Genomic DNA, 26,113 nt, shown 5'->3' on the forward strand with positions numbered 1-26,113 from the left:
GTTATGTAGTTATAAAGGCGTTTTTATAACCTCGTAACCTTTATAACTTCGTAACCGTTATAACCTCATAACCCTTGTGACCTTCATAACTTTAATTTATAGTGCTGCTAATGCCTTACTGACATTACGCTCTACACGGCTCAACACATCGCCTTCCTCTGGATATTCAAAACGCTGTCCCGTAATATGCTCATAAAGCTCAATGTATCGTTCTGAAATAGAACCCACTATTTCATCCGTCATTTCCGGCACTTGTTGTCCCTCTTTTCCTTGAAAACCATTCTCGATCAACCATTGACGAACAAACTCTTTAGACAATTGCTTTTGCGCTTCACCTATAGCCTGACGCTCTTCATACCCTTCGGCATAAAAATAACGCGAAGAGTCGGGGGTATGAATTTCATCAATAAGGTATATCTTTCCATCCTTCTTCCCGAATTCATACTTCGTATCGACCAAAATAAGGCCTCGCTCTTTTGCTATCTCCACCCCACGTTGATAAAGTGCGTGTGTGTAAGCTTCCAATTGCTCATAGTCTTCTACACTCACAATCCCTTGTCTCAAGATCTCTGCCTTAGAAATATCCATATCATGTCCTACAGCAGCCTTAGTGGTAGGGGTTATGATAGGCTTCGCTAATTTATCATTTTCTTTTAACCCTTCCGGCAGAACTTCACCACAAAGTTCACGTCCGCCATCGCGATAAGTACGCCAAGCATGACCTGATAAATAGCCACGAATCACCATTTCGACTTTAAAAGGATCACACATCTGTCCAATCGTAACCGAAGGATCCGGAACAGTGAGCACCCAATTAGGGATAATGTCTGCTGTAGCTTTCAAAAACTTGGCAGCGATCTGATTTAACACCTGTCCTTTAAAAGGAATGGCTCGAGGGAGGACCACATCAAATGCTGAAATACGGTCTGATGCAACCATTACTAAGTATTTGTTATCAATGGTATAAACATCGCGTACCTTACCCCTGTAAAAACCTGTCTGCTTATTAAAATTAAATTGGGTTTCTTTTATTGCACTCATCGTATTGTATCGCCCCTATTTGTAATATATAAAGTATTAATTATCTGAATTTAAGTCGCCGTAAGCCTCTAAGATACGTCTTACCAGTTTATGCCGCACGACATCACTTCCTGTAAGATACACAATATCTATTCCGTTGATATTATCCAATATCTTAATTGCTGTAGCTAAACCCGACTGAGACTTTTTAGGAAGATCAATCTGAGTCAAGTCGCCCGTAACAATAAATTTGGCAGTAGGTCCCATTCGGGTCAGAAACATCTTCAACTGCATATCGGTCGCATTCTGCGCCTCATCCAAAATCACAAAACAATTGTCGAGCGTACGTCCCCGCATAAATGCCAAAGGAGCAACCTCAATCGTTCTATTTTCCAGATACCCCTTCAGCTTTTCGACAGGAATCATATCATCCAATGCGTCGTACAAAGGTCTTAAATAAGGATCTACTTTTTCCTTAAGATCCCCTGGGAGGAAGCCTAGATTTTCTCCGGCCTCTACGGCAGGTCGCGTCAGGATAATCCGTTTAATCTCCTTATTTCGCAATGCTCTAACAGCAAGAGCTACGGCAGTATAGGTCTTTCCCGTACCGGCAGGACCTACTGCAAATAAGATGTCATTTTTAGTGATACTGTCCACCATCTTACGCTGATTGGGTGTTCGCGCCCTAACGATAAGTCCATTTGGCCCGTAGACAATAGGCTCTCCTTTAATCCCGCCCTGTCCTTCTTCCGGTCTACCTTTCTCTACGCTCCCTTTCTCTCGAGGGGGAAGTCCTAATAATCCTTCCAGTTCTAAAGACTCCAAAGCATTGTACTTTAGTACATGATCCGTAATGGAGGAAAATATAGAGTCAAAAACGAGCTGTTCGGTTTCTTCACCTAACACCTTTAATTCTGTCCCTCTAGCTATCAGGCGTAACTTAGGGAACCTGCTTTTGATAGATTCAAAGTTTTCATTTTGAGCCCCCCACAAAGAGACCAAATTTACGTTATCCAAATTGATGACTAATTCACTCAAAGTATATGGTTTTTAGTATAAATTTCTGTAGATAAAGATAGATAAGATTTTCTATTTGTAGAATGAAAAAACATTCTTATCTAAGTAAATTATATCCAAAAATACAAACTAATATTTTCACATCTCATGAATCTGAAAAATATTCACTATTTTAAATGCGAAAGTCCATTATGAGGACTAGTTTTGCTAACTTTGTCTTTGCTTTTTTGTACAAAATGATAGTTTTAGAGCCCATATTTAGGATAACGGGCTGTTAGTATGGGAGTAATAACATTAACAACAGATTTAGGTTACCGCGATTTTTATCAGGCGGCATTAAAAGGTAGTATCATATCTTTGCTACCTGATGTCCGGTTAATAGACATCACACATGAGATACCGTCATTTAATATACAGCATGCTGCATTTATCCTTCAAAACGCCTATCATTATTTCCCCAAAGGAACGGTCCATCTTATTGGTATAGATACCGTATTCCAAGAAGGGTGTCGCTATATAGCTATGAAGTTTGACGGCCACTACTTCGTAGGTGCCGACAACGGTATATTTAGTATTATCTTGGGGGATAAAAAAGCCGAACAGCTTTTCGAAATAGAAATGATGCAAGACCTTCGTTTCCTACACTTCCCTTTAGCTGACATCCTCGTTAAGGCCACCTGCCATATTGCCAAAGGCAATCCAATAGAAGACCTCGGCTTACCGATCGACACGCCGTTGCAAAAAGTAACGTTACTACCTATCATTGAAAACAATTTCATAAAGGGACACGCTTCGTATATTGATTCTTTTGGTAATGTGATCTCCAACATAAGCAAAGACCTGTTCAATCAGGTCCAAAAAGGACGAGACTTTATATTACATTTCAAACGAAATGAAACTATAAACAAGATGAGCTGGCATTACAACGAAGTATCCGAAGGAGAAAAACTCTGTTTATTTGGAATCTCGGATTATTTGGAAATCGCCATTAATAAAGGACATGCCAGCAATCTACTAGGGCTTTACCCCGATGAAACGATTATGGTAGAATTTATCGGTTAAAAACCAATTCCGACCATTAGTGATAAGCGGTGCAGATTATAGTTCTGTTCCCGATTGACTTGATACCCCCGTAAATCCTGTGTCAAGGATGGCCTTTCCGTACTGCCTCCAAAATTATAATATCGTTTTACGCCGAAGGCAGTATACTTATAACCTACGCTAAAAGAGAAGAACCTCTTTTTACCCTCGGAGTTGATCCGTATTCCTACCTGTGGGTTCAACATCGTACCACCATCGTACGTATCGAGGCTATTTTCTGTACGATTATCCTTATTTAATATCTGCAGTCCGTAGCCTATATCCACACTCCCGTAGAAAGCGGTCTTTCGCTCGGGATTCAACGTATATCGACCGCGTACAGCGATCGGAAACGACCAAAATGTAAACTCATCTTCAACCCGCAGTCTATCGACACCCAAGGTAAGCCCTACGGCATAATTGCGATGAAACTCCACACCATGAAACGTACTGGCGGAAAAACTTGCTTGTCCGGGATAAAATCCATAACTCAACGTACCGATCTCGGTGTGATTTACATATATCTTTTCTTGTCCCAAAACAGGAGATAGACCACACAAAAAACCTAAGAAAATGCAAAAATATTTCATACACCTACCGCTCGATATTTCTGGAAATACAGCTCAGCAGCTTCAAATTAGATTTGTTGCTATAATCATATTGACATACGCCATCTTCACCTATAACGATCAACGATTTAGGGCCTGGGATCACATCTGTGCTGTTCAAGTTCGGTAGATGTTCCAATCGATTGCTGCCGATCTGAAACACATCGGCAGCATTAAAGCTCTTGAAACCGTACTTACCTTCACAGAGATAGAGTACATTTCCGGCAAGAGCCAAGCCGTGTGGATTTTGCATCTGGTAAGATTTGACCAATATGGGATTCTTTAGGTCTTTGATATCCAAAACCTCCAATACATTTTCTGTCCCCGCACAGATTGCTCCCGTACGCAGGGTAACATAGGCATTCGTATCATTGACCACCACTGGATCACAGGCGCGCACATGGTTATATCGCGCCAACTGAACCGGATTGGACGCATTGGCAATATCGTAAATAAACATCCCCGTATTCGACCCTATAAATAGCTTATCTTTATGGGGAAAAATCGTCTCTATGCCCCAGCCTAAAGAAATGTTTTTCACAAATCGGGGATTTGCGGTCTCACGAACATCAAAAAGATGAAGCGTAGATGCATCGACAGCATACAGATGCTCCTGCGCTAGCGTAAAACGTGCCATGGAGCCCCCTTGACCGTAGGTACTCCCGGCTTCAGAAGATGAAAGATTCAGGTTAACCATATCTTTTCCCGAGTAAAATGGATTATACGTATTGACCTGGTCGTAACGCATCAAGGTATCCTTGTAACCGACCACAATACGATCATCGTCTCTTCCGAGCTGAAATCCATAGATATACAAAGACTGGAAAACATCCTTTTCTCTATCCATCAAGTTCGGCTTTGACGGGTTGGAAAGATCGAAGGTCAATAGATCAACATAACTATCAGCATATAGCGTGTTATCTTTTATTGCCATATCCACATTCCCCGGTATTTTGACAAATGAAACAGCTTTTGGATTCGCGGGATTACTGTTATTAAAAATATGAATCCCTTCTAAAGGCTCATTAATGAACAGGTAGTCTCCATAAATATAGATCTTGCCCGATGTGTGCAATGATTTTGCGGGCAACACAGAGATCTCATCTGCACGGATAGAGGCCATCTTTTCAAAGATAGGGACACGCGTGTGAACAAAATCTTTTTCATTGACTTTGTCGCAAGCCGCAAAAAGTACAATCGGCGTAATAAAGAAAAGGAGTTTAAGCAATTTATTCATAACTGGTTTCGTTTATTATCATAAGACGGAAAGTTCTTCATTAACGCTACAATTAAAAAATAATATCTTCTTTTTTAAACAATAGGGCAAAATCACAGTCATACAACGATAAAAACGCAGTAACATAAAACATGAAGTCTATAATTAACTACCTTTTCATTCTGATTCCCTTATATTTAATAGCATTCGATAGCCATGCACAGACAACGGTCGATAGCCTATCCTTTGAGTCGCAGCGCAAACGTGTCAATGACCTCTTGGACCAACGAAGTAAACGATTTGGGGACTACACTTCTTCTTTAGAGAAAAAAACAGGCATTTTTGGACTATTTAAGTCAAAAAGCGACATGCAACAATCAATTGACATCTTAAAATCTGTAGTCATTAATGATAATTTGATTTTTATAGAAACCCGCAAATTGCTCGACCTAAAAGACAGTGAAGCGCAACGTTTTCAGTCCTTGGCAACAGAGTACGACCAGCAGGTCACGGCTTATATGAAAACAATCTCCAAACTACAAATGGAGAATGAGCGGTTAAGATTACAAATCGCAAATTTAGAAATGAAAGACCAGAAAGACATTAAATACATCTTTGGTAGCTTAATCTTCCTCTTAATAATAGGAGTAGCAATTCGCTTTTATAAAAGCCGGAAATCACAAAATGTGACGAAAGTTTGATAAGGCTACTACATTATATCATTACATTTGTCGGCTGGAACAAAATGCTTTTTAAGATTACAAAATAATGGCTAGACCAAGACTGAATAGTGGCGACTCGCATTCCGATGATTTACCTAAGCCCAAACTAAGCAAAGAATTACTGAAGAAAGCGCTTCAAATTTTATCTTATCTGAAGCCTTATAAAGGTAAATTTATTCTGGGGATGATCTTTTTGATCTTGTCCAGTCTAACGATGTTAACTTTCCCGGCGCTATTAGGTGCGATGGTTGATGCCGCACAAGGAAAACAAACTTACCCATGGCTACAGTCCGATGTTGTATTCATCGGCGCGTTAGCACTCAGCATCCTGTTATTTCAATCAATTATGTCCTTTTTCCGAATTCGCTTATTCGTAGAAATTTCAGAAAAGGCATTAGCGAGTATCCGTCGAGAATCGTATCTGAAACTAATCACACTTCCTGTTGACTTCTTTGCCAATCGTAGGGTGGGCGAGCTAAACAGCAGGCTGTCTTCAGATTTGTCGCAAATACAAGACACGATGACAACCACACTCGCGGAAGTAATACGCCAAAGCATTAGTCTCGTGGTCAGTGCGTTTCTTTTGATTGTTGTATCACCGAAGCTGGCTTTGATGAATCTCAGTATACTGCCTATTTTGGTGGTTACGGCTATTTTCTTTGGCAGGTTTATCCGTAATCTATCCCGACAAACCCAAGATCAACTGGCCGACTCCAATAGCATCGTACAGGAAACATTACTTGGCATATCTAATGTTAAAGCCTTCGTTAACGAGTATTACGAATCCCAGCGATACAATAGAAAGCTTGACAATGCAGTAAACCTTGCTGTCAGAGCAGCAACCTATAGAGGGCTATTTGCCTCGTTCATCATCTTCTGTATATTCGGAGCAGTAATAGCTGTAATTTGGTACGGTGCATCACTGGTATCGGCCGGAGAAATCTCCGTTGGTGACCTCACTACCTATATATTATACTCTATGTTTGTTGCTGGATCCATGGGAAGCTCTCCTGAGCTTTATGCAGGACTACAACGCGCTTTGGGGGCAAGTGAGCGTGTCATCGAAATTCTGAATGAAAAAACAGAGAACATTGAGGTCTCCGAAGAAGATAAAAACATAAAACATCATATCATGGGCAAGCTAACCTTTGATAATGTAGAATTTGCTTACCCTTCCAGGCCTGAATGTAAAACACTGAAAAACATCACTTTTACAGCAAATCCCGGTCAAAAGATAGCTATTGTAGGGCCTAGCGGAGCAGGAAAATCAACAATAGCCTCTCTAATTCTTCAATTCTACCAACCCTCCTCCGGAGAAATACGATATGACGAAACACCTTCCAGCAGTTTTGCTATTACCGACATCCGCAACCAAGTAGGTATAGTACCTCAGGATGTCTTACTTTTTGGAGGAACCATACGCGAAAACATCAACTACGGCAAGCTCGATGCCAACGCTGAAAGTATAATTGAAGCGGCAAAAAGGGCTAATGCCCATGAGTTCATCATGGGATTTCCTAATGGTTATGACACGTTAGTGGGCGAAAGAGGTGTAAAACTTTCTGGAGGGCAGCGTCAACGTATCGCTATCGCTAGAGCCTTATTAAAAGACCCGGCTATTTTGATCTTGGATGAAGCAACCTCATCTTTGGATTCCGAGTCTGAAAGATTGGTTCAGGAGGCCCTTGAAGAGCTCATGAAGAACAGAACATCAATCATTATAGCCCACCGTCTTTCGACCATCAAGAACGCAGATGCCATACTCGTAATTGATGATGGAAGCGTTGCAGATTTTGGCAATCATATCGAGCTTCTGTCTAAAGGATCCGGTCTATATCACCATCTATATACCCTTCAGTCCAGTCAGAAGACATTGGAGGGTTAGAGAAGTGAAAGCGTAAAGAAATTAAAAATCCACCTTAATCCCTAGTACCCCTAACTTCTTACTTTTCTAAAGCAGAAAAGGGTCGTTAAAAATTTGTTAATCCGTCGTTTCAAAAAACTTTTTGGAACGATGGTTGTTTATTGAGTATAAATTGAATAGATAATAAAACAAATATTAAGTCATGAAACCATCCTGATTATTCAAACCACCCCGTGGCGTGAAATAAATCTGATAGCTTCATCACCATTAAAAAACAAATTTTATAAAGATGAAAAATAGGAATGGATTAGTTGCATTTGCATTATTAGGATTGGCTGTCGGAACAGCTGCGTATTACTTATTAGCGACAGAAGACGGCAAGAAAACGTTGAATAAAGCTAACGACGGCATTAAAGATTTGACGAAGTCGCTTAAAGATCTATCGAAAAGAGAGGCAAAACGAGCATCTCGGTTGGCTCAGGAAGCTAAAGAAGATTTGCGTGAATGGAAGTCAAAAGCAAAAGATGCAGGTAAAGATGTCCTAAACAAAGTATCGGAAAAAGCTTCCGACTGGGCAGGAAGGGCATCGGATACGAGTCAAAAACTTGCTGACAAGACAGAAAATCTGACAGAAAAACTAAAATCAGACATTTCGAAAGCCTAATTTTGAAAAGTAAATACCGAAGACCACAAAATATGTATCTTTGTAGTACATGAGTTTCTTGCAGCAGGTAAAAACATTAGTCTATAAAGATCTTACTTTAGAATGGCGTTCCAAATATGCTATAAACAGCATTTTATTATATGTAGTATCTACTGTATTTGTGTGCTATCAAGCATTTAAATCAGTAGATACTCAAATTTGGAATGCCTTATTTTGGATTATCTTACTGTTTGCTTCCATAAATGCAATAAGCCGATCATTCGTGCAGGAAAGCCAGTATAGACAACTGTACTACTACGCTATAGCGAGCCCAAAATCAATCATCATATCCAAAGTAATCTACAATGTAGTGTTGATGACAGTTCTCTCTGTTATTACTTACATTATCTACTCCCTAATTTTCAAGAATCCCGTAGGGGACCCTCTTTTTTATTACATAGCCGTCCTATTAGGAGCAATAAGCTTTGCTACAGTATTCACCATGGTATCAGGCATCAGTGCTAAAACAGGTAACAATAGTACGATAATGGCGATTTTAGCATTTCCGGTAATCATCCCTTTATTAATTGTTCTGATTACGCTTTCTCAAAATGCTTTACAAGGGATGGATAGAGCCGAAAGTTACAACGAAATAGGTGTTCTGCTCGCAATTAATGTCATAACTATTACTATTTCTTTATTGTTATTTCCTTACCTTTGGAGGGATTAAAATAACAAGTAGAAAATGAGAAAAAACTGGTGGAAAATACTAGCCGCTTTTTTAGTTAGTGCATCTGTAATTGCCGGATTTATGGGACCGGTACCTCAATTATTCCTCCTTCACGAGACCATAAGAAATGTTTATTTTCACGTACCTATGTGGTTTGCTATGTTTACTTTATATGGCATTTCTGTGGTCTACAGTGTCAAATATCTCAACAATGGAAACCCCAAACACGACCTTATTGCCGTTGAGGCCGTAAATACCGGCATAATCTTCTGCTTTTTAGGTCTTTTAACAGGTATGCAATGGGCAAACATCACTTGGGGCGAAGCTTGGCCTAGCGACCCAAAAACTAATGGATCTGCAATTGCCACTTTAATGTATCTTGCATATTTAGTCCTTCGTAATGCATTGGACGAAGAGCAAAAGCGAGCTAAAATTTCTGCTGTTTATAATATTTTTGCCTTCCCGATAATGATTGTACTGCTGTATATATTGCCTAAAATGACAGACTCTCTACATCCTGGAAGTGGCGGAAACTCTACGTTTGGGGATTTGGATATGGATAACAACATGCGTCCAATATTTTATTCGGCCGTTATTGGCTGGATACTTACAGGAGTATGGATCTGCACCTTGCGTTACAGATTAAGACTCTTAGAACGCAAAGGGAATCATATCGACTAAAACACGGATGCTCAAGAAGCAAAAACACCTATTATTCCGCAAACTGGCGGATAACAGATAAAAGAATAGTAATACACATATGAAAAAAATCAGCTTATTTTCCATCTTCACCTTCGCGACAATACTGTCTTCTTATGCGCAGTCTTCCGAAATAGAAATGGCCACAGCCCTTAGAAGTTCAGGGAAGATATGGGTTGTAGTAATGGTACTTTTGACCATTGTTATTGGCCTTTATGTTTACCTTTTTACAATCGATAAAAAAGTAAAGAAATTAGAAAATAAATAGATACTAATTTCCGATCATCAAATCTATCCATGTTAATAAATCAACACAGAAAATTCACTCCAGTTAATATCCTATCGGTATCAATCATTGGTGCATTTTTGTGTTTAGGGGCCTTTCTGCATCTCCCTGAAGAATTGCATCCGGTCTTTCTGGAGCCGGCAGCCAATAATCTTTTTGGGATTGAGATTGGGCTAGGATTAGTTCCAGTATCCAATGTCTTGTTGACTCTGGCATTAACGCTGCTGCAGGCTTTCTTACTCAACAGAGTTGTTAATCATTTTAATTTTCTTGGAAAACCAAATTTTCTGACTGCACTTCTATTCATGACTTTGGTCAGTTTGTTCCTACCCTTTTTGGTGCTATCCCCTACGTTGATCTGTAATTTTATCACGATATGGATGATGAGTAAACTTTTCAACATTTATAAACAGGCTGATGTAAAAGGATTGATGTTCGATTTGGGAATGATTGTAGGATTGGGAAGTCTAATATACTTTCCGTTTATAGTTATGTTTCTTTTACTATGGATCGCTTTAATTATCTTCAGACCGTTTATTTGGAGAGAATGGGTCACACCGCTTTTGGGATTTTCCATTATATATTTTTTATTGGGTGTGATATATTACTTATTCGATCGATTCGACGAATTTAAAGCGATATTCTCCCCGTTTACAAATCCACTACCCAGCACGTTACACGTCGATTATCACGACTATTTAGTAGTGGCTCCAATAATTATCGGTTTAATTTTCTTCCTATTCGTACTACGTGACCAGTACTTTAAAAGCATCGTACATATAAGAAAGTCATTTCAACTTCTTTTCTATATGCTTTTGTTGATCGTAGGTTCATTTTACTTAAACGAAAAGATTAATATTAATCATTTTTTACTATGTGCACCTCCATTGGCAATCTACTTGGCATACTATTTTTCTTTTGCTAAGAATAAATGGATTTATGAAAGTCTGTACCTCATAATTATAGCGACTATATTATACTTTCAGTTTATGTAAAAAACTGAAAAACAGCCGTTTAACCTTTTTTAACAAAATGAGCTAAAGGATTCATTAAAATTTAAATAGTTTTGTATCGAAATAAATCCATTACAAGGTGCCTCAACAGGCAATTTCAAAATGCCAGTTCGTTATTGGCCTATCAAGATAACACGAAAAAGACATCCGAAGTGCGGAGACGATAAAATATATGCATAAACTATCCAATGTTTTGAGTGCCCGAAAGGCTTTAAAGCTCGTAATTGCTGCAGGCTTAATCCTGGTCAATATTCAGGTAGACGCCCAGACCACCACGTCACATTCTCCCTATTCCAAATTTGGCCTTGGGCAGATGCGAGAAGATCTCCTTCCCCAGACCCGTTCCATGGGAGGAATATCTACGGCTATACGCTATCAATCTGGGCTACCAATTCTAAATATAGCCAATCCAGCAAGTTATTCTGCGTTCTCTAGAACAATATTAGAAGCAGGCCTTTACGGAAATTCAACGGAGCTCGCCAAAGGAAACGCGAAGGATAACACCTCTGATTTCGCCTTTTCTCATCTTGCTATCGGTGTCCCATTATCCCAAAGGTTCGGCGGTTTAGCATTTGGATTGATGCCCTATTCGGATGTTGGATACAATGCAACAGCAGTTAAAAGTAATGCCAACCTGCTTTCTCTAGAAACCAGCAGCGGTGAAGGAGGAATTAACAAAGCTTTCTTCGGGTATGGTGTATCGCCTATAAAAGGCGTGAGTATTGGTGCTAACGTTGGTTTTTTATTCGGAGAACTGAACGATATCAAGTTGGTCAGCTTCCCACAAGATCCAAACATGCTTAATGCACGGTATAATGAAACACGTCTGATAAGAGGAGCAACCGTAGATTACGGTATCCAGTACTCTAAAGCTATCAGCAAGAAACTGAATCTTACCTTAGGCTACTCAGGATCTCTTAATAATACCGTAAAAAGTAAAACAACGTTATTGGCAACGAGAACGGAGCCATCATCCGATCCAGATTTTCAAAATATAGCGTTAGATACTGTTTCATTTAAACAAGGATTAGCACGTAAAATAAACCTTCCATTAAAACACGCAGTTGGTTTCACCCTTTCCAAAGGTTATAACTGGATGATAGGTGCCGATTTCAAATATGCAGATTGGAGTGATTTTCAAACTCGTGTAGGCGAACCTTCACTGGGCAAAAACTACGGTTTTGCTGTAGGGGGCCAGATAAAACCAGACCCAACATCGGTAAGATACTGGAATATTGTCGATTATAGACTTGGCTTTAGGTACAACCAAACTCAAGTAAAATATAACGACAGAAATATTAACGATATGGCTGTTACGGTGGGAATTGGCTTACCACTACCTGAAACAAATTTCGGGATGACCTTTTCAAGAATCAATATCTCTGCAGAATTCGGTCAACAGGGCTCTCTTTCAAACAACTTGGTGCGAGAGCGTTACATCAACTTAAATCTTGGCTTTACATTAAATGACACTTGGTTCAGAAGAAGGAGCTATGACTAAGATCACTATCATCTCCAAAAATATTTTATCATTTATTCCCCTATTGTCTTTAAGCGCAATAGGGGTTTTCTTGCTTAGCGCTTGTGAAAATGATCTACGTGAGGTAAATAAAATTGAAAATATTCAAAAAGAAGAAGCAGTTGATATCTCTAAAGATGTAAAAATAATCGTCAGTGATTCCGCTGTCGTCAAAGCACAATTAACTGGTCCTGAAATGCGTGTGTATCATGATACCACGGGCAATAAAAATAGCAACTATGAATTTCAGAAAGGAGTACAGATTATATTTTATGATGCTATGGGGCGAGAAAGTCAACGCATTCGCTCAGACTATGGCAAACAACGTATACTTGACGGTATTACGGAATTCAAAAAGAATGTGGTTGTAAATATGTCCGATGGTTCTATTATAAAAACCGAAGAACTTTTCTACGACGAAAAACAAAAAACGTACTACAATAGCGTGCCTATAACTTTTGAGTTCAAAGATGCAAGAGGTAATCTACAGGCCACATCATTTACCTCCGATACAGAGTTTAGGAATATTAATGGCCAAAACATGACGGGTTTCTATATCCCCTCTAGTACAAGTCAACTTCCAACATTCGGCAATTAATTCAAACGCATACTCTAAAGCTTTAAATAAGTTTCATTTACATCATAAAAATTTACTATTTTTTTTATAAAAGTTGTATCTTGCGCCTTGTTTTAACAAAACACAATTAAATAACTAAAGAACACATAAATACAATACGAGAATATGGGATTAATGGGTAATTTGCGTAACCGTGCTGGATTGGTAATATTCGTAATCGGTTTAGCAATTGTTGCATTTTTATTAGGGGACATCATTCAGTCCGGAATGCCTTTTTGGGCTAAAAAGCAAAATGAAGTCGGTAACATTAATGGCAATTCAATTGACTATCAAGACTTCAATGCTCAAGTAGAACAAACTTCAGCAATGTATCAGCAACAAATGGGTGGTGCAGAAACACCACAAATCAAAAATTTTGCTGTACAACAAGTTTGGAATCAATTTGTATCTAAAGAATTGATCGCTAAGGAAATTGAAAAACTAGGACTAGTGGTCGGTAAGAAAGAATTTAATGATCTCATTACGGGGCCGAATCCTTCTCCACAGATTATGCAAACTTTCACCAATCCTCAAACGGGACAATTTGATCGTAATTACCTAACTCAAGTTATTAATGAGGCTAAAGGTGGTAATGCTCAAGTAGCCCAACAGTGGGAATTGCTCCTCGAAAATATCCGTACACAAAGGTTGACTGAAAAATATTCAAATTTAGTAAGTAACACCGTATACGTTACAGCTTTGGAAGCACAAGATGAATACACCGCTAAAAACAAATTGGCCAACTTCAAGTACGTCTTACTAGACTATTCTTCGGTCAATGAAGCAGACATCAAGCTAACAGACGCTGATTACAAAGAATATTACGATAAGCATAAAAATGCTTTTAAAAACCCAGAAGAAACTCGTGCAGTTGAATACGTATTATTTGATGCTAGCGCTACAGCGAAGGATTCAGCAAATACTTTAGCTGCAATCCAAACTTTAAAAGGCGAACTAGCAGCTTCCACAAACGATTCATTATTTGTAGTAGGAAGTTCTGACAACAAATACCCTGTGACTTATTACAGAAAAGGCCAAGTGAGCCCTGCATTAGATTCTGTTATATTCAATGCTGCTAAAGGTACTACAGTAGGGCCTTTCTTATCCAACGGAGCTTACGAAATTGCTAAAATAATTGACTCCAAATTTAGTCCAGATTCCGTAAAAGCGAGTCACATTCTTTTAAATGCAACCGCTGAAGGAGGAATTGATAAAGCAAAAGCAAAAGCAGATTCAATAAAAGGCCTTATTACAAAAGGAGAAAGTTTCTCGGCTTTGGCCGTGGAATTCAGTCAAGATCCAGGCAGCAAGGCTAATGGAGGAGATTTGGGAACTTTCCCCAGAGGTCAAATGGTCGGACCTTTCGAAGAAGCAGCATTCAATGGTAAATCCGGAGATGTAGTTGTTGTTGAATCCCAGTTCGGCATTCACATTTTAAAAATCGAAAAGCAAATTGGAAACTCTAAAATTGTAAAAGCTGCAATTTTAGATAAAGTAATTTCTGCAGGAAAAGAAACAACCGATGCCGTTTATGCTAAAGCCAATGCATTCTTCACTGCAGCAAAGTCAGCTAACTTCGAAGAGATAGCAAAACAACAAAATCTAAATGTACAAAAAGCTGCACGTGTGCAACCAATGGATAACTCACTAAATGGAGCTGAAGCTTCAAGAGAACTAATCCGCTGGATTTTTGATGCAAAGAAAGATGAGGTCTCTGACAAAGTATACGAAACAGAAAACAATTTTATCGTAGCTAAAGTTAATGCGATCAACCCTAAAGGTATCCAGTCGCTTGAGGCAATAAAAGGTGATATCGAGCTAGGGGTTAAAAACCTTGTAAAAGCGCGCATGTTAAAGGAAAAAATGAACAATGCACTAAATGGTGTTAGTTCTATTGACCAAGTAGCGCAAAAAATTGGCAAATCTGCTATAGCAGTAGAAAACATTGTATTGGCCAACCCTGTTATTCCTGGTGTTTCTTTAGAAAGTGCAGTAATAGGTACTGTATTCGGATTACAACCTAACAAACCATCAAAAGCAATTGAAGGTACACAAGGTATATATGCTGTTCAGGTAAATAGCTTTGTAAATCCTAAAGAAATGGTAGACACAGAGCGTAAAAATCAACAAAAACAAATGTTAGCATCCAAGCAGCAACGTTCTTGGGGCTCAATCTTTAAAGCCCTTCAAGACAATGCGAAGATTGATGACAATCGCATTAGGTTTTATTAAGATATTATAACTAATTTTATAGCCGAACATGAGATCATGTTCGGCTATTTTATTTCTAGTATATGGATATCCAAGAAAATATTGTTAATAAAGTCGCTCAAAGTGGATTGATAACCATAGATTTAGCGCAGTATGCTCCTCCAAAGGAGAGTATTTTTGTCTATGATATAAAGGACAACCTTTTCCATGGTTTAATATTGAAAGAAAAGGATTTTAGAGCGTTTGTAAAGGAACATGATTGGAGCCAATACGCAGGCAAACACATAGGAATCACCTGTTCTACAGATGCAATCGTTCCTACTTGGGCCTATATGATTCTATCAAATAAATTAAGTCCATTTGCTAAATCCTTACATTTCGGATCCCAAGAAGAGGTTCTACGCGATGTTATTTCGGAGGCTATACAATCAATAGACTACGCACGCTATCAAGATCAACGCATTGTAGTCAAAGGATGTGGCGATGTATTTATCCCTGAAAGTGCCTTCGTATTATTCACCCACAAACTTACACAGGTTGCGAAGAGTATCATGTATGGAGAACCCTGTTCCACAGTTCCGGTCTTCAAACGTAAAAGTTAAACCTTATGCTATTTCCACCTGTCATATATCTATGAGAAAATTCTACAGCTTATTACTTATCCTATGTGTTATGATGTCATTGAGCTCAGCACAAACACTCCCCTACCTTAATGAACCTACTTTTAAAGAAGGTGAAAAGTTATCTTACAAACTAAGATACGGTGTAATCTCTGCAGCACATGGGGTATTATCAGTCAATAAATCAAAACTGCAATTTAGCAATAAGAATACATTTCATCTCAATGCCTTTGGGCAGACTGCCGCTGCATTCTCCCTATTTTACACGGTAAGAAACAAATATGACTCCTATATAGACGGCAATACTTACCAGCCGTATCTCTATACGGAGGATATCCACGAAAATAGCTATACACGAAAGGAATATGCGACCTTTGACCATAGAAATGGAACTGTCAAAGGTGCAAAAGGCACTTTTAAAGGAAGAACATCCCAAATCTTCGATCTTTTATCCGCCTACTACTTTTCACGCAATCTAGACCTTTCTTCCCTTAAAAGCGGAGACTCCTTTAAAATCCCCTATTTTCTAAACGATGAGGTCGCCGAACTAAAAGTCTTTTATGTAGGTACTGAGCAAATAAAAACAAGTTTAGGCACTTTAGACTGTATTAAATTGAGTCCAGAAATCAAACCCGGACGTATCTTTAAAAAAGACAGTAAATTATACCTATGGGTAACCAACGATGGCAATCGCATTCCTGTAAAAGCTCAGGTAGAAATCTTGATCGGATCAGTTACAATGGATTTGACCAAGGCCGAAGGGTTAAAATATGAGCTGGGAAAAAAAGCAAGTTATTCAAAATAGTTAAGATTATGATTGAGGTTGATAATGTATTGGTCCACGAGGACTTGATAGGTAATGATTTTGTTTGCAATCTTTCCAAATGCAAAGGTATTTGCTGTGTAGAAGGCGATGCAGGAGCTCCTTTACGTGAATCAGAAAAAGCGATATTAAAAGAAATCTATCCAAAAATAAAAGCTTACATGACTCCAGAAGGTATTAAAGCTGTAGAAGAACAAGGCACACATGTCATCGATGGAGATGGAGACTTAACAACTCCCTGCGTAGATGGCAACAAAGAATGTGCTTATGTGACCTGGGAAAACGGAATAACAAAATGTGCTATTGAAAAGGCGTATGAACTGGGCGAAGTGGAATGGAAAAAACCTATTTCCTGTCACTTGTACCCTATCCGTACAACACACTATCCACAATTTGACGTATTGCATTACGACAGGTGGCATATTTGTAAAGATGCCTGTAGTTTTGGAAAAGAACTACAAGTGCCCGTTTACAAGTTCTTAAAGGATCCACTTATCCGAGAGTATGGAGCAGCATGGTATGCTAAATTAGAAGAATCCGTAGATTCTATCTAATGTATTTTTGTTATCTTTATTGCGTATAAATAGACGCTAATTGGTATTTACCATCATTCATGCTTAGTTTAAAGGAGATACAACGCCCCATAGCAACAGAGCTTTCGATTTTCGAAACAAAGTTTAAGCAGTCGATGCAAAGCTCTGTTCCACTTTTAGATATTATAACCCAGTATTTGTACAAACAGAAAGGAAAGCAAATGCGTCCTATGTTTGTATTTTTTACTGCGGGACTTTGTGGAGAGATAACAGAATCAACCTACAGAGGAGCATCCTTAGTCGAGCTTCTTCATACCGCTTCGCTGGTACATGATGATGTGGTAGACAATGCAAATGAACGTAGAGGTTTTTTTTCTATAAATGCACTATGGAAAAATAAAGTCGCAGTCTTAGTAGGTGATTTCCTGCTTTCTAAAGGATTACTGCTCTCCGTAAATTACGAAGAACATGCGCTGTTGAAGATTGTTTCAGAGGCCGTCGAACAAATGAGTGAAGGCGAACTCTTGCAAATCGAAAAAGCTCGGAAACTTGATATCAAAGAAGAAATTTATTACGAGATTATCCGTAAAAAAACGGCATCTCTTATCGCTTCATGCTGTGCATCCGGTGCATCTTCAGCAAAAGCAGATACAGATACTGTAGAGTTAATGCGTCTATTTGGTGAGAAAATTGGTTTAGCATTCCAGATTAAAGATGATCTATTTGATTTCGGACTGGATGATATCGGCAAACCTGTAGGTAACGACATCAAAGAAAAGAAGATGACATTACCATTGATATATGCGCTAGCAAATACTTCGACCGCTGAAAAGCGCAGAATTATCAATCTCGTGAAAAATCATAACGAAGACTCCGAAAAAGTAGAAGAGGTAATTCAATTTGTACGCGCTAGCGGAGGTTTAGACTACGCGACGCAAAAGATGCTACAGTTTCAACAGGAGGCCTTCGACATTTTAGCCGCATTCCCAGATAACCCTTATAAAGAAGGATTAAAACAACTAGTAAAATTTACGACAGAAAGAAATAAATAAAAATGAGCAATGAAGTAATGTTTTTTGGAGGATTTATCATATTCATAATCCTCATGTTGGCAATAGATCTTGGGCTGTTTAGCAAAAGTGACAAACCTGTGAGCTTAAAAGCCGCCGCAATCATGTCCGTGATATGGATTTTATTTGCCTTAGGTTTTGGTATGGTGTTGTATTATTGGGGCAACGAATTGCACGATGTCCACGATTTAGCACGTTTAAAAGAAGTTATCGCCAAGCATTATCATGATATCAAGATCATAGAGAATGATCTCGCAGCAAGTATACATATTTATAACAAGAACCTTACACTAGAGTATTTGACAGGCTATGTTGTTGAGTACGCCCTTTCTGTAGACAATATATTTGTTATGGTGTTATTATTTTCTTCGTTTGGTATCCCAGAACGTTATTACCACAAAGTATTGGTGTGGGGTATCCTTGGAGCCATTATATTACGCTGCATATTCATTTTCGTTGGCGCTGCGTTAATAGCCAAGTTCGGGTGGATACTCTATGTATTTGGCGCTTTTTTGGTCTATACAGGGTTTATGATGTATATCAACAGAAATCAAGAAGAAGAGGTCGATCCACAAAACCATGCTGTGGTTAAGTTTGCATCTAGATACTTCAAAGTAACACCAAAAATGGATGGAGGACATTTCTTTCATATTGAAAACGGTGTACGCTACATGACACCACTATTTCTTGTCCTTTTAGTCATTGAATTTACAGATCTGATTTTTGCTGTAGACTCTATTCCTGCGATTTTCTCCGTAACCAAAGATCCTTATATCGTATTCTTTTCCAACATTTTTGCTATATTGGGACTAAGATCTATGTTCTTCCTATTGGTAAATATCATTCATAAATTCCATTACCTCAAAGTAGGGTTAGCATTTCTTTTAATATTTATCGGCGCGAAAATGTTACTTCACGACTGGTTAAAAGGTTGGGGATTTACGACAACACATTCGTTGATCATTATATTGAGCATTTTGGCAATTAGTGTCATTGTATCACTCGTCTTCCCGAAGAAAGCGAATTACGACAAGTAGTAAACTCTATAAATAAGTTTCATAAAAAGCGGCCTACACTTTAAAACAAAATGTAGGCCGCTTTTGCTTTATATAAAGCTTAGGCTTTGTTACTGAAGATTAACAAGAAGGTATTACCAACTATTGCTGTTAAAGCATACCATTAAAAGTTCAAAAGCAGCACTTTTATGATCCCACACCGTTGGCAGATCACCAACAGCGACGAACCAATCCCGATATTATCTGGAGAGCTCTAGTATGCTTACCCTAAAGAATAACGTCATAAAACCAAATTATATACAGATGAAAAAAATTCTTGTTTCCATTTGAACCGAACCAAATGAGCTCATTGATTTCTCACGAAGTATAAACGGATCTACGAAATACGACCTAACAAAAAAGCGAGATTAAATCTCGCTTCAAATATTTAATAAAAGAATATTTCGTTATTTTAAAACAACACTAGAACGTCCCATTATAGCATTATCAGCATATAACAAGACCGTATAAGCCCCCTTTTTGAAGCGGTCTGCATCGCGCCATAAAAATTGATATTCCTCGCCCTTATTCGTGAAGTTGATTACTTCCTTAAACGTATATTGCAACTTATCTCCATTTACGTAAAACACATCCCCTGTCCTAGCAATAAGATTCCCTTGAGGATCAATGACACGGACAAAAACTTCTTTACGGCCTTCTTTAGCCAATGGGTTATCAGCAATGCTAAATCTTATCTGTAGATCATCAACACGCTTTGCTTTAGTTTCTATTTCCAAAGCACCTTTTCGTGTTTTCTCAACACCATTAACCAACACATTCGAGACCTTTATGGAAGAGGCTACGCTTACTTTTTCATTTAGGCGGTCGTTTCGTTCCCTCAGGCTTTCGACTTGGTCCATCTTCTCCTTTACGGTCGAACTCAGCTCTTTGTTCTGTTTTAGAAGTACATCATTCTGAAGCTTCAATTCTCCAACCTCATCTTTCAACGAAGAAACATTTTTCTTTAACTTTTGAATCTGATCTTTGGCTGCCTGAATCTGTGCATCAGAAATATGGGAAGTTTCCAGCTCGGCACGTAAATCATCTATGATCTTACGAGCAAATTGTTCTTCTTGAATTAAACTCTCGGGTAACCCCTCAACATTTTGATTCTTTATATTATCTAATTCAGCTTCTATTCTATCAATTTCGATTTGCAGGTTTTCTTTCTGTAAGGCTACGGTGTAAAGCTTCTCTCCCGAAGATTTGAACTTCACATAAAAATAAATATTTGTTGCCAGAAGCGAAGCAATAGCAATCATAAAAAAATAAATCTTCGAATTATCCTTCTTATTGTTCGGAACCTCACTTTCGACAGATGTATTTCTTACTTCCATTTCATACCTCCCATTATTACCAAAATCGCGTTTAAACTTCTATTTTCCATAGCTGAAAAATACTTATCAAAAACTATTCCAAAAAACACCTTATTCAAAATAGTTAAGTGTCTCGAAACCACCTTCTTTTAAGTATTGTTCCTTGCGCATCAATCGGAGATCCGACTGAACCATTTCAGAAACCAGCATTTGCAAGTTATATTTAGGCTTCCAGTTTAACTTAGTCTGTGCTTTTGTAGGGTCTCCAATGAGTAAATCAACCTCCGTTGGCCTATAATATCTCGGATCGACTTTCACCACTGTTTGTCCCAGTTTTACACCTTCAGGATCTATTCCCAATTCATTTAACCGACTATCATCTCGATCTATGATAACCCCTTTCTCTGATTCGTCCTTACCACTAAACTCCACCGTTATACCAAGTTCTGCAAAACTCATCTGCACAAAATCTCTAACTGTAGTCGTAACGCCTGTCGCTATAACAAAGTCTTCAGCAACATCCTGCTGTAAGATAAGCCACATAGCCTCTACATAATCCTTAGCATGCCCCCAATCCCGCTGCGCAGAAAGATTTCCCAAAAACAACTTATTTTGCAATCCCAAGGCAATCTTAGCCACAGCTCTTGATATTTTCCGGGTGACAAATGTTTCTCCTCGGACAGGGCTTTCATGATTGAATAAAATTCCATTACAAGCGTACATATTATACGCTTCCCGATAGTTGACTGTAATCCAGTAACCGTACATCTTTGCTACTGCATAGGGGCTTCTTGGATAAAATGGAGTTGTCTCACTTTGTGGTACTGCTTGTACCAAACCATATAATTCAGATGTCGAAGCTTGGTATATTTTGGTCTTTTCAATCAAGCCCAAAAGCCGAACCGCTTCCAGTATACGTAATGTCCCTATCCCGTCCGCATTAGCTGTATATTCAGGTGTGTCAAAGCTAACCTTAACGTGTGACTGTGCGGCGAGATTGTAGATCTCATCGGGCTGCGTCTCCTGAATAATCCGAATGAGATTAGTTGAATCTGTAAGATCTCCGTAATGTAAAACAAAATTTCTGTTGTCCAAATGCGGATCTTGGTATAAATGGTCGATACGATCCGTATTAAAAAGAGAACTTCTTCTTTTCAATCCGTGGACCAAATACCCTTTTTTTAATAAAAACTCCGCCAGATAAGCTCCGTCTTGTCCTGTAACACCTGTAATAAGGGCTACCTTTTGAATAGTGGATTCCTTCATAATGAAAAATTAGCCAAACTTAGATAAAATGCATTGGATTACGAATACCAGGTCGAAAAAAACAATTATTTGCATTAACTTTTTAGCCGTCAACAATAGATATACTGTATAAAAGCAAAAACATCTCTTCTGTCCAAACTCAGCAGACAAAAGAGATGCTTACATATGAATAATTTATGCCAGGCTACAAAGATGCTAGAGCAGCTTCATAATTCGGTTCATCGGTAGTCTCCTCAACTTGCTCGGTATACCGCACGCTCCCTGTCTCATCGATAACAACAACGGCACGGCTTAATAGGCCTTGTAAAGGTCCATCTGAAAAACGAACACCGTAAACTTCTGAAAAATTATTGTCTTTATATTCTGATAATGTAACAACATTTTCAATACCTTCTGCTGCACAGAATCGTCCCTGTGCGAAAGGCAAGTCTTTAGAAATACATAATACAACCGTGTTCTCTAAAGACGAAACTTTTTCATTGAATTTACGTACAGACATAGCACATGTACCAGTGTCAATACTCGGAAAAATATTTAATACAATTCTCTTACCTGAAAAATCCGATAATGACTTCTGAGAGAGATCGGCCGCGGTTAACGAAAATTCCGGCGCTTTAGTTCCAACAGCAGGCAAACTTCCTGTCGTGTTGACTGTTATACCTTTAAACAAAACTTGACTCATGATAATAATTTTTAATGCTTCAATATAGCAATTTTAGAGGAATACAGCTATTTAAAAAAGACAATAAATTATTTTATCTGCAAAAAAAATGCTATGTTAGCATTGTATTTTAAAGACTCTGGTAACCGAATAAGCTTATGAAAAAATTACTTTTATCCTTTTTATTAGCTAGCCCTACTCTCTTATTTGCGCAAGGCTCTCAAGTGAACACCCAAGGAATAAAGGCCTTGGGGATGGCTGGTTCTGGCTCGGCATTATTTGTCGATGAATCCAGTATATTCTACAATCCAGGAGCTCTGGCCAAAATGAACCATAACGCCGTTTCTGCGGGTGCAACGACCATTATGTACAGGTCTGCTTTTAAGGAAGTCAATGCTACACAACAGTATGACACCAAATTCCAAATCACCCCTCCCTTTTCAGTTTTTGCAACATTTGGCCCCAGAAACACCTGGTGGAAAGCTGGACTTGGTATTTACACCCCATTCGGAGGCGCTGTTGATTGGGGACAGGATTGGCCCGGCAGATTTGAACTAAACCATCTACAGATGCGCGCTATATATATACAACCGACTTTGAGTTTCAAAATCACAGATGCATTTAGTATCGGTGGGGGATTTGTATACAATCTAGGCTTCGTTGACCTATCGAGATCGATTCCTGTTTTTGATGCCAATGGCCAGCCCGGTCGAGCAGAGCTGTCCGGTATGGGGACAGGAACAGGCTATAATGTAGGGGTTCATTACAATTTAGAAGATGAGTTTGCTATATCATTAAGTTATCGCTCTAAAGTAATCACCAAGTTAAAGGATGGTGATGCAAAATTCACCGTACCGGATGTTCTCTCATCTTCTTTTCCAACCACTACTTTTGATGCTGAATTGCCATTACCTGCATCCTTTAATGTAGGGATTACTTTTCCTGTGACTGAAAAACTGGACTTTGCCGGCGATGCAACATTTATAGGCTACGACATCTACAAATCCTTAACATTTGATTATAAAGACAATACAGCAGCCTTAGAAGACACTTATCAGCCTAAAAACTATCAAAAAGCCTTTTCTGGAAAAGTCGGCTTAAATTATAAAGCTACGGATAAATTAGATCTCCGTACAGGTGCTGGCTATGTCTACACGCCGGTACGACCGCAGTATGTATATGCAGAGACTCCCGACAATAACCGTGTCATGGGATCACTGGGTTTTACTTATATGCTTTCCGAAAAGTTCGACTTGACAGGAGCATATACATTCCAACGAATTTTGGAACGTACAGTGACAAATACGGTAACAGGCTTGAACGGGACATTCAAGACCAATATTCATGCGCCAGCAATTTCATTCACCTATAAATGGTAATAATTATGAAATATTCACTTCACAACAACATTAAACTTTATATAGGCCTTGCTGCCTGCGCTATAGCCACATCGTGTGCACCGGAGATCGACAACGCAAAACCAGATCAAAATACAGGAAGTGCAAAAGCAGACTTCTCGAAATACATAGCTATTGGAAACTCACTAACTGCGGGTTTTGCAGATGGCGGATTGTATCTAGAGGGACAGCAACAAGCATTCCCTTTACTTATTGCCGAAAAGATGAAGGCTCATGGAGGAGGTGATTTCAAATCACCTTTCTTTACCGAAAGTCAATCCAATGGTTCGGGCTATATCCGATTAAAAGATCTAGTAAACGGTCAACCGGTAACCGAAGCCGTAACGGACAAGTTAGCGATACGCGGACTTTCGCCGACCGGAAAACCTCTATACACTAAATATACGGAGGAGATCAATAACCTAGGTGTTCCTGGAATGCGACTAGATATGATCGATAAACCGGGGGTCGGAACAGTACAGGGTAACCCCTATTTCGAAAGATTATTACCCGATGGGGCAAGTCCTTTAACCAATTATTTGGGATATGCTACCTCGAAAAATCACACTTTTTTTTCTTTTAGTTTAGGTAACAATGATGCTTTGGGCTATGCCACAAACGGAGCAGTGGCTACAGACGCAACCAATATACTTACCGACACAGCTACTTTTGGCAAAAACCTAAGAACAATTATTACGAAACTAACGGAAAACAACCAAAAAGGAGTAATAGCTACCATTCCAGACGTATCGGCTGTTCCTTTTCTAACTACAGTGACCAGACAGGCCTTATTACAAGCAGCGAGTGCTGCCTCCCAAGCGCAAGGCGGTCCGGCTGTTACTGCCCTCTTTATTGAAACGAAAACCGGGACAAGACCTGCTACCGACAAAGATATGTTTGTACTGCCTTTTGCTTCTTCGGGTTTATTAGGAAAGCCTAATGCACTAAAAATCCCTTATGGTCTTCATCCCAATAATCCCATTGAAAGTAAATATGTATTGGACGAGGCAGAGGTTGTAGAAGTACAAACACGTATTACGCAATATAATGAGAAGATTCAAGAAGTCGCTAAAAACCGAAATCTTGCACTAGCAGATATACATTCGTTCTTGAACAAAGTCAAGAATGGCTATGTTTACAACGGAGTCGTTATTAGTAATAAATACATCACTGGCAACGTATTTTCATTAGACGGGATTCACCTTACCCCGATGGGATATGCAATCATGGCAAACATCTTTATTGAAGCCACCAATGCAAAATATGGCAGTCAACTCGACAAAGTAGATGCTACAAAATGCCGTGGAGTCAAAATGCCTTAAGATCACCTAACTATTAAAAGAGCCATTGTGATTACAAAGGCTCTTTTTTTGCAGACTGGACGCTGCATCCATCCGATAAGAAAACGATATGCCCATATACCTTTTTTTCTCAACTATTCTTTTATTATAGTCCTTTTCTATAATTTTGATAGACAATAAATCCAAAGACGATGAAAACAACATTACAAAGAATCAATAAAGCAGTACATTTCGAAGCATCTAGTGACTCCTCAACAGTCAAAGTTAACATTGATGGCCCCGATTCAATAGGCGGAGAAGGGAAAGGTGTACGCCCGGTGGAACTCGTATTAATGGCGTTAGGATCTTGTAGCGTATTCGACTTAACGACTATTTTACAGAAACAAAAACAGGATATCCAAGACATTCAGGTGGAGGTAGAAGGTCAAAGAAGAGACGAAATCCCTAACATTTTCACCAAGATTCACATCAGTTTCTTGCTGAAAGGAAATATCGACGAGGTCAAGGCGCAAAAAGCCGCAGAGCTAGCTGTGAAAAAATATTGCTCTGTGCATGATATGTTAGCAGCAGGAGGCGTAGACATTACCTACAGCATCAAGATTAATGCCGCTCCATAGCCGAGACAGGACCCGTTCCTTTTCTCTGGACAGAAAAGAAGCCAAAAGGTTAAGGCTTGGTTGCTCGGCTAGCGCTAGTAGCACCTTACAAGCTAAATAAGTATTGCCTGTGAAGCAACAGCTTTAGGAACGAACTAATAGCATATGGAGGTCAAGACGTGAAGCTACCGACTGCAATTCCTTAGATTTTGCTGTGGGTAAGAATTTCCC

Annotated in this window: 26 protein-coding genes; 19 read left to right on the forward strand and 7 right to left on the reverse strand. The window is 38.9% G+C overall.

Translation table 11 applies throughout. From position 1 onward, the window contains the following. Positions 1 to 96: 96 nt before the first annotated feature. Positions 97 to 1,041: a phosphoribosylaminoimidazolesuccinocarboxamide synthase gene (locus G7B20_RS05630; protein ID WP_164109145.1), complete on the reverse strand. Its 945-nt coding sequence runs from the start codon at positions 1,039 to 1,041 to the stop codon at positions 97 to 99. A 36-nt stretch (positions 1,042 to 1,077) separates the two neighbouring features. Next, positions 1,078 to 2,058: a PhoH family protein gene (locus tag G7B20_RS05635; protein ID WP_164109147.1), complete on the reverse strand. Its 981-nt coding sequence runs from the start codon at positions 2,056 to 2,058 to the stop codon at positions 1,078 to 1,080. A 258-nt stretch (positions 2,059 to 2,316) separates the two neighbouring features. Between G7B20_RS05635 and G7B20_RS05640 the strand changes: the two genes are divergently transcribed. Continuing rightward, on the forward strand, positions 2,317 to 3,099 hold the full coding sequence (locus G7B20_RS05640) for an S-adenosyl-l-methionine hydroxide adenosyltransferase family protein (RefSeq protein ID WP_164109149.1): 783 nt from the start codon (positions 2,317 to 2,319) through the stop codon (positions 3,097 to 3,099). Here G7B20_RS05640 and G7B20_RS05645 read toward each other — a convergent pair. Both G7B20_RS05645 and G7B20_RS05650 read right to left on the reverse strand, forming a co-directional pair. Further along, positions 3,096 to 3,707, reverse strand: a complete 612-nt coding sequence (locus tag G7B20_RS05645; RefSeq protein ID WP_164109151.1) for a hypothetical protein — start codon at positions 3,705 to 3,707, stop codon at positions 3,096 to 3,098. The two genes, G7B20_RS05640 and G7B20_RS05645, sit on opposite strands and share 4 nt — an antisense overlap. A gap of 4 nt (positions 3,708 to 3,711) precedes the next feature. After that, on the reverse strand, positions 3,712 to 4,962 hold the full coding sequence (locus tag G7B20_RS05650; RefSeq protein WP_164109153.1) for an LVIVD repeat-containing protein: 1,251 nt from the start codon (positions 4,960 to 4,962) through the stop codon (positions 3,712 to 3,714). A gap of 131 nt (positions 4,963 to 5,093) precedes the next feature. On the opposite strand from G7B20_RS05650, the gene G7B20_RS05655 reads away from it, so the two are divergent. From G7B20_RS05655 to G7B20_RS05725, 15 genes are all read left to right on the forward strand, one after another. After that, positions 5,094 to 5,642 carry a hypothetical protein gene (locus G7B20_RS05655; RefSeq protein WP_164109155.1) on the forward strand — a complete coding sequence of 183 codons (549 nt, stop codon included), beginning with the start codon at positions 5,094 to 5,096 and terminating at the stop codon, positions 5,640 to 5,642. A gap of 67 nt (positions 5,643 to 5,709) precedes the next feature. Next, entirely contained in the window at positions 5,710 to 7,548 is a 1,839-nt protein-coding gene (locus G7B20_RS05660) for an ABC transporter ATP-binding protein (protein WP_164109157.1), read from the forward strand. Between the two features lie 268 nt (positions 7,549 to 7,816). Next, positions 7,817 to 8,191, forward strand: coding sequence for a YtxH domain-containing protein (locus G7B20_RS05665; protein ID WP_164109159.1), 375 nt, complete (start codon positions 7,817 to 7,819; stop codon positions 8,189 to 8,191). 49 nt (positions 8,192 to 8,240) lie between these two features. Then, positions 8,241 to 8,900, forward strand: coding sequence for a heme exporter protein CcmB (locus G7B20_RS05670; protein WP_164109162.1), 660 nt, complete (start codon positions 8,241 to 8,243; stop codon positions 8,898 to 8,900). 15 nt (positions 8,901 to 8,915) lie between these two features. Further along, positions 8,916 to 9,581, forward strand: a complete 666-nt coding sequence (gene ccsA, locus G7B20_RS05675; protein WP_164109172.1) for a cytochrome c biogenesis protein — start codon at positions 8,916 to 8,918, stop codon at positions 9,579 to 9,581. Between the two features lie 79 nt (positions 9,582 to 9,660). Further along, complete coding sequence (locus G7B20_RS05680; protein ID WP_164109174.1) at positions 9,661 to 9,867, forward strand: CcmD family protein; 207 nt, start codon at positions 9,661 to 9,663, stop codon at positions 9,865 to 9,867. A 29-nt stretch (positions 9,868 to 9,896) separates the two neighbouring features. After that, positions 9,897 to 10,880, forward strand: a complete 984-nt coding sequence (locus G7B20_RS05685; protein WP_164109176.1) for a DUF6427 family protein — start codon at positions 9,897 to 9,899, stop codon at positions 10,878 to 10,880. A gap of 190 nt (positions 10,881 to 11,070) precedes the next feature. Beyond that, entirely contained in the window at positions 11,071 to 12,399 is a 1,329-nt protein-coding gene (locus tag G7B20_RS05690; protein WP_164109178.1) for a hypothetical protein, read from the forward strand. Continuing rightward, positions 12,392 to 13,015 (forward strand): LPS export ABC transporter periplasmic protein LptC, encoded by a 624-nt coding sequence (locus G7B20_RS05695; protein ID WP_240452812.1) that lies wholly within the window; start codon positions 12,392 to 12,394, stop codon positions 13,013 to 13,015. Before G7B20_RS05690 ends, G7B20_RS05695 begins: the two co-directional genes overlap by 8 nt. 144 nt (positions 13,016 to 13,159) lie before the next feature. Continuing rightward, the gene (locus G7B20_RS05700) at positions 13,160 to 15,265 is read left to right on the forward strand and encodes a SurA N-terminal domain-containing protein (protein ID WP_164109180.1); all 2,106 of its coding nucleotides are present in this window, start codon (positions 13,160 to 13,162) and stop codon (positions 15,263 to 15,265) included. Between the two features lie 62 nt (positions 15,266 to 15,327). Continuing rightward, positions 15,328 to 15,846, forward strand: coding sequence for a DUF2480 family protein (locus G7B20_RS05705; protein ID WP_164109182.1), 519 nt, complete (start codon positions 15,328 to 15,330; stop codon positions 15,844 to 15,846). Between the two features lie 70 nt (positions 15,847 to 15,916). Continuing rightward, the gene (locus G7B20_RS05710; protein ID WP_317166220.1) at positions 15,917 to 16,669 is read left to right on the forward strand and encodes a DUF3108 domain-containing protein; all 753 of its coding nucleotides are present in this window, start codon (positions 15,917 to 15,919) and stop codon (positions 16,667 to 16,669) included. An 8-nt stretch (positions 16,670 to 16,677) separates the two neighbouring features. Next, on the forward strand, positions 16,678 to 17,241 hold the full coding sequence (locus G7B20_RS05715; RefSeq protein WP_164109186.1) for a DUF3109 family protein: 564 nt from the start codon (positions 16,678 to 16,680) through the stop codon (positions 17,239 to 17,241). Between the two features lie 59 nt (positions 17,242 to 17,300). Next, positions 17,301 to 18,272 carry a polyprenyl synthetase family protein gene (locus G7B20_RS05720; RefSeq protein WP_164109188.1) on the forward strand — a complete coding sequence of 324 codons (972 nt, stop codon included), beginning with the start codon at positions 17,301 to 17,303 and terminating at the stop codon, positions 18,270 to 18,272. A 2-nt stretch (positions 18,273 to 18,274) separates the two neighbouring features. Then, the gene (locus G7B20_RS05725) at positions 18,275 to 19,327 is read left to right on the forward strand and encodes a TerC/Alx family metal homeostasis membrane protein (protein ID WP_164109195.1); all 1,053 of its coding nucleotides are present in this window, start codon (positions 18,275 to 18,277) and stop codon (positions 19,325 to 19,327) included. Positions 19,328 to 19,752: 425 nt separating this feature from the next. Here the strand turns inward: G7B20_RS05725 and G7B20_RS05730 are convergent, their stop codons facing one another. From G7B20_RS05730 to tpx, 3 genes are all read right to left on the reverse strand, one after another. Beyond that, positions 19,753 to 20,682: a hypothetical protein gene (locus G7B20_RS05730; RefSeq protein WP_164109198.1), complete on the reverse strand. Its 930-nt coding sequence runs from the start codon at positions 20,680 to 20,682 to the stop codon at positions 19,753 to 19,755. Positions 20,683 to 20,772: 90 nt separating this feature from the next. Continuing rightward, entirely contained in the window at positions 20,773 to 21,927 is a 1,155-nt protein-coding gene (gene gmd, locus G7B20_RS05735; protein ID WP_164109200.1) for a GDP-mannose 4,6-dehydratase, read from the reverse strand. A gap of 184 nt (positions 21,928 to 22,111) precedes the next feature. Then, positions 22,112 to 22,609, reverse strand: a complete 498-nt coding sequence (gene tpx, locus G7B20_RS05740) for a thiol peroxidase (protein ID WP_164109203.1) — start codon at positions 22,607 to 22,609, stop codon at positions 22,112 to 22,114. Positions 22,610 to 22,746: 137 nt separating this feature from the next. Between tpx and G7B20_RS05745 the strand changes: the two genes are divergently transcribed. The 3 genes from G7B20_RS05745 to G7B20_RS05755 all read left to right on the forward strand — a co-directional run bounded on the left by G7B20_RS05745 (position 22,747) and on the right by G7B20_RS05755 (position 25,903). Further along, positions 22,747 to 23,967 (forward strand): OmpP1/FadL family transporter, encoded by a 1,221-nt coding sequence (locus G7B20_RS05745; protein ID WP_164109204.1) that lies wholly within the window; start codon positions 22,747 to 22,749, stop codon positions 23,965 to 23,967. A gap of 5 nt (positions 23,968 to 23,972) precedes the next feature. Further along, positions 23,973 to 25,307, forward strand: coding sequence for an SGNH/GDSL hydrolase family protein (locus tag G7B20_RS05750; protein WP_240465985.1), 1,335 nt, complete (start codon positions 23,973 to 23,975; stop codon positions 25,305 to 25,307). Positions 25,308 to 25,477: 170 nt separating this feature from the next. Then, complete coding sequence (locus G7B20_RS05755; protein ID WP_164109208.1) at positions 25,478 to 25,903, forward strand: OsmC family protein; 426 nt, start codon at positions 25,478 to 25,480, stop codon at positions 25,901 to 25,903. Positions 25,904 to 26,113 lie beyond the last annotated feature (210 nt).

The sequence above is a fragment of the Sphingobacterium sp. xlx-96 genome (assembly GCF_011007365.1).
Classification (GTDB): domain Bacteria; phylum Bacteroidota; class Bacteroidia; order Sphingobacteriales; family Sphingobacteriaceae; genus Sphingobacterium; species Sphingobacterium luzhongxinii.